We start from the raw sequence: 11,331 nt of genomic DNA, 5'->3' as shown, positions 1-11,331 counted from the left end.
ACTCCGTCGGCCCCGGTCAGCCTCGACCTGCGCCGCCGACGGTCCGCGGTGGGATCACCACATCCAGCGGAGCACCACCGGCGCTGTGAGTGCGGCGAGCATGACCGGCAGGGCAGCGGTGTAGACCTTGTGAAGCACGGCTCTCCTTGCAGTTCGAACTACGCCAGGCCGACGCGAAACGATCACGCGGCAGGCGTAACCTATCGCCCTGGCGAACCCGATGGTTCCGCTTTTCGAGACTCGTCTGCACGTGCGAATGATCGTTCGGCGTCACGCCCCCGGGCCTCCCGACAGCCACTCGAACCGCCTGGCCACGGGCCTCCACCGCCCCGAAACCACCCCCTCACCGGCCGCGGGCCCCGCGTCGGCGGCCGGTGCCGTTTCCATGCGGTTTTCACGTCCTGACGTTGCCGCCCCGCCCGGGCGATGCCCTCCCCCCGGACACCCCGCCCGCGAGCAGCGTCGGAAAGAAGTCGTGTCCGACGGGTTGCCGAGTAGTTGATTCATTACTTAAATCAACACCTGAACTAAGCGTCACCGCACTGGAATCGGGTTCCCCACCGCACTGGTTCGGGTTCCCCCCGCCCGCTCCTCGCCCTCCACACCCGCACGGAGTCAACGTATGAGACGTCAACGTTTGCGACTCAGATCCCTGGGGTTCGCGCTCGCCACCACGGCCGCGCTCATCACCCTCCCCGCCCAGCTGCCGGCCGCCGCGGCCCAAGCACCCCTCTCCCCCGAGAGAACCACCGCCTCCTCGGCCGGCGGCAACGCCAGGGCCGCCGCGGCCTGTTCGACCGCCAACGCCGCCCAGGGCAAGCCGGCCACCGCGTCCTCCACGGAGAACGCGGGCACCCCCGCCGCGTCCGCCTTCGACGGCAACACGGGCACCCGCTGGTCCAGCCAGGCGTCCGACCCCCAGTGGGTACGGGTCGACCTCGGCTCGGTCCAGGACATCTGCAAGGTCGACCTCAACTGGGAGGCCGCCTACGGCAAGGACTTCACCATCCAGACCTCGGCCAACGGCCAGGACTGGACGACGCTGAAGTCCGTCACAGGCGGCACCGGCGGCACCGCCTCCTACGACGTCAGCGGCTCGGGCCGGTACGTCCGGATCAACGGGACGGTCCGCGGCACCGGTTACGGCTACTCGCTGTGGGAGGTCGCGGTGCACACCGGCACCGGCGGCGGCACCCCGCCCGTCGAGGGCGGCGGCGACCTCGGTCCCAACGTCATCGTCGTGGACCCGAACACCCCCAATCTGCAGGCCAAGTTCGACCAGGTCTTCACCCAGCAGGAGTCCAACCAGTTCGGCTCCGGGCGCTACCAGTTCCTGATGAAGCCGGGCACGTACAACGGCATCAACGCGCAACTGGGCTTCTACACCTCGATCTCCGGGCTCGGTCTCAACCCCGACGACGTGAAGATCAACGGTGACATCACCGTGGACGCGGGCTGGTTCAACGGCAACGCCACCCAGAACTTCTGGCGTTCGGCGGAGAACCTGTCGATCAGGCCCGTCAACGGCACGGACCGCTGGGCGGTGGCGCAGGCCGCGCCGTTCCGCCGGATCCATGTCGAGGGCGGCCTCAACCTCGCACCCGCGGGCTACGGCTGGGCCTCAGGCGGTTACATCGCCGACTCGAAGATCGACGGCACGGTCGGCCCGTACTCGCAGCAGCAGTGGTACACCCGCGAGAGCTCGGTCGGCGGCTGGACCAACGGCGTCTGGAACATGACGTTCTCCGGTGTGCAGGGCGCCCCGGCGACGAACTTCGACACCGGTCCGTACACGACGCTGGACACCACTCCGGTCTCGCGCGAGAAGCCGTTCCTGTACCTGGACGGCAACGACTACAAGGTGTTCGTGCCCGCCAAGCGGACCAACGCCCGTGGTGTGTCCTGGCCGGCGAACGCGGGCGGCACCTCGCTCCCGCTCAGCCAGTTCTACGTCGTCAAGCCCGGCGCGACCGCCGCGACCATCAACGCGGCACTGGCGCAGGGCCTCAACCTGCTGTTCACGCCCGGCGTCTACCACCTCGACCAGACGATCAACGTGAACCGCGCCAACACCGTCGTCCTCGGACTCGGCCTCGCCACGATCGTCCCCGACAACGGCGTGGACGCCATGCACGTCGCCGACGTCGACGGGGTCAGGCTGGCGGGCTTCCTCATCGACGCCGGTGCCGCCAAGTCCGACACCCTGCTCCAGGTCGGCGCGCCCGGCTCCTCGGCCGACCACGCCGCCAACCCGACCACCGTGCAGGACGTGTTCGTCCGGATCGGCGGGGCGGGCCCCGGACTGGCCACCCACTCCATGGTCATCAACAGCGACGACGCCATCGTCGACCACACGTGGATCTGGCGGGCGGACCACGGCGCGGGCGTCGGCTGGGAGACCAACCGCGCCGACTACGGGCTTGAGGTCAACGGCGACGACGTCCTCGCGACGGGCCTGTTCGTCGAGCACTTCAACAAGTACGACGTGGTCTGGAGCGGCGAACGCGGCCGGACGATCTTCTTCCAGAACGAGAAGGCCTACGACGTCCCGAACTCCGCCGCCGTCACCCATGACGGCATCGTCGGGTACGCCGCCTACAAGGTGGCCGACAGCGTCAACACCCATGAGGCGTGGGGCCTGGGCAGCTACTGCAACTTCACGTCCGACTCGACGATCGTCCAGCACCACGGGTTCCAGGTGCCGGTCAAGTCGGGCGTCAAGCTGCACAGCATCCAGGTGATCTCGCTGGGAGGGAAGGGCCAGTACGCGCACGTCGTGAACAACACGGGTGCGCCGACCTCGGGCTCGGACACCATCCCGTCGAAGATCACCAGCTTCCCGTGACAGTGACAGTGACAGCCGACTGAACTGCGTCCGCGGCCCGTCCTCCCACCGGGAGGGCGGGCCGCGTGCGGAGCGAGATCATCGACCGTTTATCATATGAGCACCGCCTAGCTCGAAAGATAAACCTGTGACTGTCAATGACGACTCGTTCACCAATTGGAAGAACCGCGAGGAGATCGCGGAGTCGATGATCCCGATCATCGGGAAGCTGCACCGCGAGCAGGACGTCACCGTCCTGCTGCACAGCCGCTCCTTGGTGAACAAGTCGGTGGTCAGCATCCTCAAGACCCACCGGTTCGCCCGGCAGATCACCGGGGTGGAACTGTCGGTCACCGAGACCCTGCCCTATCTGCGGGCTCTGACCACGCTCGACCTCGGCCCCTCCCAGATCGACATCGGGATGCTCGCCGCCACGCACCGCAGCGACGACCGGGGCCTCACGGTCGAGGCCTTCACCGCCGAGGCCGTCGCCGGCGCCACGGGCGCCGACAGGATCGAGAGCCGCGCAGGACGCGATGTCGTCCTGTACGGCTTCGGCCGCATCGGGCGCCTGGTCGCCCGCCTGCTCATCGAGAAGGCGGGTTCCGGCAACGGTCTGCGCCTGCGTGCCGTCGTCGTCCGCCGGGGCGGTGACCAGGACATCGTGAAGCGCGCCTCGCTGCTGCGCCGCGACTCGATCCACGGCCAGTTCCAGGGCACGATCACCGTCGACGAGGCGAGCAGCACGATCTTCGCCAACGGCAACGCGATCAAGGTGATCTACGCGAACGACCCCTCGGAGGTCGACTACACGGCGTACGGCGTCAAGGACGCCGTCCTCATCGACAACACCGGCATCTGGCGCGACCGCGAGGGCCTGTCGCAGCATCTGCGCCCCGGCATCGACAAGGTCGTGCTGACCGCGCCGGGCAAGGGTGACGTGCCCAACATCGTGCACGGCGTCAACCACGACATGATCAAGCCGGACGAGCAGATCCTGTCCTGCGCGTCCTGCACCACGAACGCGATCGTCCCGCCGCTGAAGGCGATGGCCGACGAGTACGGCGTGCTGCGCGGGCACGTGGAGACCGTCCACTCGTTCACCAACGACCAGAACCTGCTGGACAACTACCACAAGGCCGACCGTCGTGGCCGCTCGGCGCCGCTCAACATGGTGATCACGGAGACGGGCGCGGCCTCCGCCGTGGCGAAGGCTCTGCCCGACCTCGACGCGCCGATCACCGGCAGTTCGATCCGGGTGCCGGTGCCGGACGTCTCGATCGCGATCCTCAGCCTGCGGCTCGGCCGCGAGACCACCCGCGAGGAAGTCCTCGACCACCTGCGGAACGTGTCGCTGACCTCGCCGCTGAAGCGGCAGATCGACTTCACCACCGCCCCCGACGCGGTCTCCAGCGACTTCATGGGCTCGCGCCACGCCTCGATCGTCGACGCCGGAGCCACCAAGGTCGACGGCGACAACGCGATCCTCTACCTCTGGTACGACAACGAGTTCGGCTACTCCTGCCAGGTCGTCCGGGTCGTCCAGCATGTGACGGGGGTCGAGTACCCGACGTACCCGGCGCCCGCGGTCTGACCGCACCCAGGTGCCCCGGGACGGAATCCCGGGGCACCCGGCAGTCGGACTACGACGCGGTGGAGCGGAAGGTCCAGGTGCCGGAGCCGACCTCGTAGACCGCCTCGCCCTGCTCCGTACGCACCGGACGTACCCCGGCGGGCGCGGTGGCCCTGCCGCCGAACAGCGGCACATGCACCTCCGCCGTGCTCCCCGCCGGCACGTCCACGGTGAGGCGGAACCGGCCGCCGTCCCGCTTCCACCCGGTCCGCGCGATCCCGTACGGAGTGCGGTACGAGCCGGACGCCGAGGTCAGGTCGCCCTCGACGGCCGGATCGACGAGCAGCTCGGAGTAGCCGACCGAGTCGGCGGTCTGCCCGATGCCCGCGACCCGGGTGGTGAACCAGGAGTCGATGGCGCCGAGCATGAAGTGGTTCTGCGACTGGCCGGGCCCGCCGTCCCAGGACTCGCCGAGCGTGGTGTTGCCCGCCCGCACCTGGTAGCCGTAACTGGGACTGGTCGTCTGGGTGGCGATCTTGTGCACGATGTCGTCGCGGCCGTGGGTGGACAGCACCCGGAACGCGGCGGGCAGCGAGATCTCGCCGAGCGTCAGGTGGTAGCCCGCGTCCTCGACGGTGCCGGTGAAGTGGCCGAGCAGCCGGTCCTTCTCCCCCGCCGGGTACGCGCCCATGTCGAGGGCGAGTGCTTCGGCGCCCTGTCCGCCGCCGCCGAAGGTGCCGGTGGTGGAGTCGTAGTACTTGGCGGCCAGGGCGGTGGCGCTCGCGTCGGCCTTCGCCCGGTAGGCGTCGGCCGCTTCCTGGTCGCCGAGGACGGCGGCGGTCCTGCTCAGGGCGTCGACGACACGCCAGTAGCCGTAGGTGCCCGCGACCGCGCGCGGGAAGGTGCGGTCGGGGGTGAACCAGTCGCCGAGGCCGTAGTCGAGGATGCCGCCGGAGACCTGCGTCCGAAGGAAGTCCGCGTACTGCCGCATGCGCGGGTAGTACGTGGCCATCGTGTCCCGGTCCCCGTAGGTCGTGTAGAGCTGCCAGGGGACGAGGACGAACGCGCCGCCCCAGTTGGAGTCGTTGCGGTAGGCGCCGGGCAGGCTGGTGTACTCGGGCACGGTGCTGGGGATCAGCCCGTCCGTGGTCTGCGCGTCGGCCATGTCCCGCACGATCTTGCGCAGGTAGGACCGCATGTCGTAGTTGCCCGCGAGCGCCGGGAACACGAGCTGGTTCTGCTCCAGCCAGCCCAGTTTCTCCCGGCTGGGGCAGTCGGTGAGGACGCTCATCATGTTGCCCTCCATCGCCCGGCGGATCAGCGAGTGGATGTCGTTGACGAGCGGGTCGGAGCTGCTGAAGTCACCGGCCGAGGTGTTGTCGGTGCGCAGCACCTTGCCGCGTACGGTCACGGTCGCGCCCGCGGGGACGCCCCTCAGTTCCAGGTAGCGGAAGCCGTGGTAGCTGAAGCGCGGGTGCCAGGTCTCGGTGCGGGCGCCCCGGGTGGTGTAGCTGTCCCAGAGGGGTGAGCCCACATTGCTGATGGACTGGAAGGCGTGCCCGTCCTTGAGGCTTTCGGCCGGGTAGACACGGACGGCCGTGCCCGCGGGCGCGCCGACGGTGATCTCGGGCCAGCCGGCGATGTTGCGGCCCAGGTCGAAGACCCTGCTGTCGGGGGCGCCTTCGACCTCCTTGCCCTTGAGGGTCTCGACGACCTTGACGGGTTCGGTCTCGCGGGCGCTGAGTGCGGCGGGTTTCTCGGCCGTGCCGGGTCCGGCCACGGTGACGGCCTTGTCCCAGCCGCGGCGGTCGCCGCTCGGCTCGTCCCAGTGGGCACTCTCGCGGCGGGCGTCGTAGTCCTCGCCGCCGTACCAGTTGGAGGAGGTGGTGGGTCCGAGGGTGGTCCGCCAGTCGTCGCCGCTCGTGACGGTACGGACGCTGCCGTCGGCGAGGGTCACTTCCAGTCGGGCGATCAGCTTGGGGTCGCTCAGGTTGCCGTACAGCTTGCGGTAGCGGTCGGCGGTGCTGACGACGTTGGACATGCCGTTGCCGAGGGCCACACCGAGGGTGTTGGCTCCGGTCCTCAGGCGGTCGGTGACGTCGTAGGTGGCGTACTGGACGCGTTCCGCGTAGTCGGTGTTGGCGGGTTCCAGGACGGCGTCGCCCACCGGTTCGCCGTTGAGGGTCGGGTCGTAGATGCCCAGTCCCGCGATGTACAGGCGGGCGCTGCGCACCTTCTTGGGGAGCTCGAAGTCGTCGGTGAGCAGGGGCAGTCCGGCCGGGAGGTAGGGCTCGGGAGCCTTCTGCCCGGTCACGTCGGCGAGTGCGGTGAACGGTCCTGTGGCGCTGTCGCCGCTCGAAAGGGCGTAGTCGACGGGGAAGTTGGGGACGCGGCCGTCCGCGGTGAGGACGTCGGCGCGCGGGTACAGGGCCACCTCGTCGAAGGTCTTCGCCGACTTGAGGTCGAGGGTGAGGACCACGGGTGTGCCGGAGACGTCGGCGCCGGTGTGGGCGGCGCTCGCGTAGCCGGCGGCCGTCTGCAGGGCGCTGTTGGGCAGACCGTCGACGACGAGGGCGGGTTCCCAGGTCTTGCGCAGGGTGTTGGTCTCGGAGGCGGTCACCGCGGCGCCGCGGGCGAGGCCGGTGGTGGAGGTCGCGGAGTCACGTACGTCGATCTCGCCGAGCTGCACGCGCCAGGCGCGCTCGGGGAAGGCCTCCTCCAGGGGCAGCCCCAGCTTCGTGACGTCCAGCCGTACGTAACGGGCCGTGGTGCGGGGGACCTTGACGACGACGGGCTCGACCGTGCGCTCGCTCAGCCGCCAGTCCGGGTGCGTGATCCAGTCGGCGTCACCGCCGGTGTTCCAGTCCGACTGCCGGGTCAGCCCGGTCTCGAAGACGGCGGTGTCGCTCCAGCCCGAGTCACGTGACCCGTGCGACGACCACAGCATGACCCGCCAGTACACGCGGTCGCGGGAGCCCAGCTTCTTCCCCGCGTACGTGGTCTCGGACACCGTCGAACGGACCTTGCCCGAGTCCCACAGGTCGGCCCGGTCGCGGCGCAGCAGCTCCGGGGAACTGGCCGCCTGGACGCGGTAGGCGGCCTGGCGGGTGTTCGTGGCGCGGGCCTCGGTCTCCCAGCCGAGGTCGGGCGTGGTGTCGTCGATGCCCAGGGCCTGGCTCAGGTGCTGGGTGCGCAGCCGGTCCGGGGTGATGGTGGCGCTGTGTCCGGTGGTGGTGGCGTCGGCGGTGACGGCGCCGGCCAGCACGGTCACGAACGCGGTCAGTGCGGCGAGGAGGACGGGTACGGGCCGCCGGTGTCCGCTGCGAGGACGCGGTCGCGAACGGGGTCTGGGCATTGAGGGCTCCATGAAGTGCGTGCGGGGAGGGAGAGAGGCGCTAGGGAGAGTCAGTCGCGGGTGAGGTCGACCGTGAGGTGGCGTCGGAAGCGCAGGGTCACCGGTCCGAGCAGGCCGGACGGCAGGGGCTTGTTGCGCTCGTTGGACAGCGTGTTGGCGACGCGGACGGCGAGGGAGTTGCGGCCGGCCTTCACCAGGCGGGTGATGTCGACGGTCCAGGGCGCCCACAGCAGCGGCGGGAGCGCGGTGCCGTTGACGGTGACGGCCGCCACGTCACGGACGTCGCCGAGGTCGAGCAGGACGCGGCGCCCGTCGAGGAGCGCGCGCTCGACGTCGAGGTCCTTGGTGTAGATGCCGCTGCCGGAGAAGAGCCGGTCGTGCTCGACCCAGCTGCCCAGGGGGCCGGTGACCGGGGTGGAGCCTTCGCGTTCCAGGGTGAGGGTCCAGTCGCCGTCCACTATGACCGGGGCGAGGGGATCGTCGGTGCGGGCCGTGCCCCGGTACGTACGGCTGCCGTCGGTTCCGGTGAGCCGGTGGCTGCCGGGAGCCGAAGCCTCCACCGTCGCCCGCAGGCCCTTTCCGTGCCGCTCGACGGCGAGGACGGGCAGCGGCGAGGCCGTCAGGTGCGGCACCGCCCGTGCGTCGTGGCGTACGACGACGATCCGGGTCTGGTAGGGCTCCAGGGTCAGGGGCACCTGGATGCCGTTCTTGACGCTCCGGTGCACGGGTGCGGTGCCGGTGCCGCCCGTCGCGGGGTCCCACAGCTCGGGAACGCCGGTGGCCGGAAGGGTCGCGGTCGTCGCGACGTACTCGCCGCCCTCGTTGTTGACGATGAAGGCTGTGTCCTCGCCGCGGTGGACCCGTATGACACGTACCGCGTCCTGGGGTGTCTCCAGCACGGCCGCGGCGACCCCTGCCGCGTGGGTCGCGGCGCGCAGGCCCTCCACATCGGCGACTCGCACGGCGTGCCCGCGGCTGACCGTCCGGCGGCCGGGAACCCGCTCGCCGAACAGGTCGGTCAGGGCACGGGCCAGGGAACGGTCCTTGTGGGCCGCCTCCTCGGCGGCGAGGGTGCCGACGGCCACGACGGTGCCGCCGGCCCGCGCGAACTCCGCGAGGACGCGTACGGAAGCCACGTCCAGGGTCGGTGTCACGGGCAGCACCACCAGGTCGTAGCGGGCCGCTCCCACGGTCAGCCGGCCTCCGCGGACGTCGGCGTGGGCGAGCAGGTCCGGGTCACCGGTGAGGGCGCCCTCGTGGACGAGGTCGAAGTCGACCTGGGCCCGCTCCAGCGCGTAGGCGGCGTCGGAGAGCGCGCCGTCGACCTCGCCCTGCCGGTCGGTGCCGGTCCACTGCTCGGCGGCGCGCTGCGGCTGCAGTACGGCCGTGCGGGCTCCGGAGGTGCCGCGTCCCGCCTCCATCACGCGGCCGATCCACTCGGCGAGCGGCCGCATCGCCCACCACCAGGGGGCGCGCGGACCGAACGGCGGCGGGAAGTAGACGCGGACCTCGTCGGTCCACAGGGCGTGCAGGACCGTCAGGTTGACGCCCCGGGCGGCCTGCGCGCCGACCGTGGTGTGCACGAACCCGGGCGTGACCTGCCAGCCCATGTTGCCGAACATCTCCAGCAGGGCGCGCTCCCGGCCCATTTGATGCGCGACGGACACGGGGTTACGGGGAATCATGGTGGGTTCACCGGCCACGTACTCGGCGGTGATGATGTCACCGCCGGGGACATGGGCCCACTGGTTGACCTTGTGCAGGTCTCCGGTGGAGGGGATGCGTTTGGCCGGGGACGTCTCGTCGTAGAGCGGGTTGGTGATCAGGGCGACGTCGCGCTGCTCGTACCAGCGGGCCTGCTTCTGGAAGGAGCGGGCGAAGCGGTTGGAGACGGCCTGCCAGTAGCGGCCTCGGGCTATCCGGCCCTCGCGGCCCAGGTCGTCGAAGGCGGCTGCGTAGGCGACACCCGGCTCGACGTCCACCGCGCGCAGTGCCTTGTCGAGGGTGGGTGACCAGGGCAGGCGCTTGAAGTGTGCCTCGGCCGAGGCGAAGAACGGCTCGTCGTCCCAGAAGCCGGGGACGACCGTACCGAAGTAGCGGCGGAAACGGCGGTGGTACTCGCCCGGGACGATGTCGAGGAAGAGTTCCACTGGCTCGTCGTCGAGCAGGTCGACGTAGCTGCGGCTGTAGCCCTGGGTGTCGTCGACGAGCGGGGAGCCGCCGAACAGGTCGAGCTGCCAGCGGCCCGCCGGGACCTGCCAGGTGTGCGCGCCGCCCAACCGGCCGGTCAGGTCGACGACTTCGGTGGCTTCGGTGGTGCCCACCGGGCGGGCCGCGGCGGCGACGGCTGTGGCGTCGGCGGCGAGTCGGGCGCGCTCGGGGAAGTCCCCCGCGTCGGCCGGGTCGGTGAAGGCCGTGGTGTGCAGCGAGGTGCCGTCGGCGTCCGTGACCGTGAAGGTGTCCCACAGGGAGCGCTGGTCGGCGACGGCCCGTACGCCCGCCCCGCCTGTCGGGTAGCGGTCGTCGGTGACCGTGCCCTTGTCCTTGCCGTCGAGGGTGACGGACAGGGTGCCCGCCCGGACGGTGACGGCCACGGTGTGGAACTTGGTCTTGTTGAAGCCGTCGGTGCGGGTGCTGCGCAGGAGTTCGGCCGGGTCCGTTCCGCGCGCGAGACGCAGGACGGTGACGACTCCGGTCTGGTCGAAGGTGACGGCGTACCCGTCGAGTCCGTCGGCGGAGGCGCGGACGACGAGACCGGCCGCGGTGTGGTCGGCCTTGGCGCTGCCGGTGACGGTGTAGTCCGCCCACCCGTCGCCGCCGCGCAGTACGGCGGCGCCGTCGAGCACGGCCGCGTCGGCGACCAGTTGTCCGGCCGCCACGCCCACCCCGCTGCTGCGGCGCAGGTCGACGGTGGCGGGGCCCTCGACGACGGTGGTGGAGCGCCAGAGTGCCTTCAGGCGCAGGTCGGGCCGTGGCTCGTACGTGCGGGAGCCGACCGTGCCGCCCTTGACGATGTACTCCCCCGCGCGGCCACTGGGGAAGTGGTCGTCGTTGAACAGCCATACGCGCATGCCGGTGCGTTCCGCGGTGCGCAGTACGTGTCCGACGATGTCGAACCATTCCTCGGTGAAGAACACCGGCTGCATCTCGGCGTTGTCGAACGGGAAGAGCACCACCTCGTACATGCCCTTGTCCCGGAGGTCGGCCAGCTGCCGGTCCACGAGTTCGGGGGTGACGGGCCCGTTCCAGTACCAGTAGACGGTCGGTCTGCTGTCCCGCCGGGGATCGGCGAAGTGCTGGGCGGAGAAGGAGCGTTCGGCGCTCGGAGCCGTGGCGCCGGCGCCCGTGGCTCCTTCTCCGGCGGCGAGGGCGCTTTCGGGCAGGCCGACCGCGAGGACGGTGCCCGCGGCACCGGCGGCGGCCACGAAGCGGCGTCTGGACAGGTCGTCGTGCGACATGTGGGACATGGTTGAACTCCTGCGTGAACGGCGGGCACCGGGGCGCCCGCCGGACGGAACGGTGTACTGGGGGAATCCGGGTGATCGGGGCGATGGGGGGGCCGATGCTTGGTGGAGCACC

Annotated in this window: 4 protein-coding genes; 2 read left to right on the top strand and 2 right to left on the bottom strand. The window is 70.5% G+C overall.

Annotated features, from left to right (window positions below; all coding sequences use genetic code 11):
• Positions 1-622 precede the first annotated feature (622 nt).
• Positions 623-2,845, top strand: a complete 2,223-nt coding sequence (locus ACFVH5_RS01240; protein WP_385831071.1) for a discoidin domain-containing protein — start codon at positions 623-625, stop codon at positions 2,843-2,845.
• Between the two features lie 127 nt (positions 2,846-2,972).
• The gene (locus ACFVH5_RS01235) at positions 2,973-4,418 is read left to right on the top strand and encodes a glyceraldehyde-3-phosphate dehydrogenase (protein WP_385831069.1); all 1,446 of its coding nucleotides are present in this window, start codon (positions 2,973-2,975) and stop codon (positions 4,416-4,418) included.
• A 49-nt stretch (positions 4,419-4,467) separates the two neighbouring features.
• Here ACFVH5_RS01235 and ACFVH5_RS01230 read toward each other — a convergent pair whose 3' ends face one another.
• Together ACFVH5_RS01230 and ACFVH5_RS01225 are read right to left on the bottom strand one after the other, a co-directional pair.
• Entirely contained in the window at positions 4,468-7,752 is a 3,285-nt protein-coding gene (locus tag ACFVH5_RS01230) for a family 78 glycoside hydrolase catalytic domain (protein ID WP_385831068.1), read from the bottom strand.
• Between the two features lie 50 nt (positions 7,753-7,802).
• Positions 7,803-11,219, bottom strand: coding sequence for a glycosyl hydrolase (locus ACFVH5_RS01225; protein ID WP_385831065.1), 3,417 nt, complete (start codon positions 11,217-11,219; stop codon positions 7,803-7,805).
• Between the last annotated feature and the right edge of the window lie 112 nt (positions 11,220-11,331).

The sequence above is a fragment of the Streptomyces sp. NPDC127119 genome (assembly GCF_042677425.1).
In the GTDB taxonomy this organism is placed as follows: Bacteria; Actinomycetota; Actinomycetes; order Streptomycetales; family Streptomycetaceae; genus Streptomyces.
The sequence above is the reverse complement of the archived record's forward strand: the minus strand, read 5'-3'. Positions and strand labels throughout refer to the sequence as shown.

Bases quoted from the DNA above. Each gene is read 5' to 3' on its own strand.
- ACFVH5_RS01240 (WP_385831071.1), top strand. From the start codon at position 623: ATGAGACGTCAACGTTTGCGACTCAGATCCCTGGGGTTCGCGCTCGCC.
- ACFVH5_RS01230 (WP_385831068.1), bottom strand. From the start codon at position 7,752: ATGCCCAGACCCCGTTCGCGACCGCGTCCTCGCAGCGGACACCGGCGG.
- ACFVH5_RS01225 (WP_385831065.1), bottom strand. From the start codon at position 11,219: ATGTCCCACATGTCGCACGACGACCTGTCCAGACGCCGCTTCGTGGCC.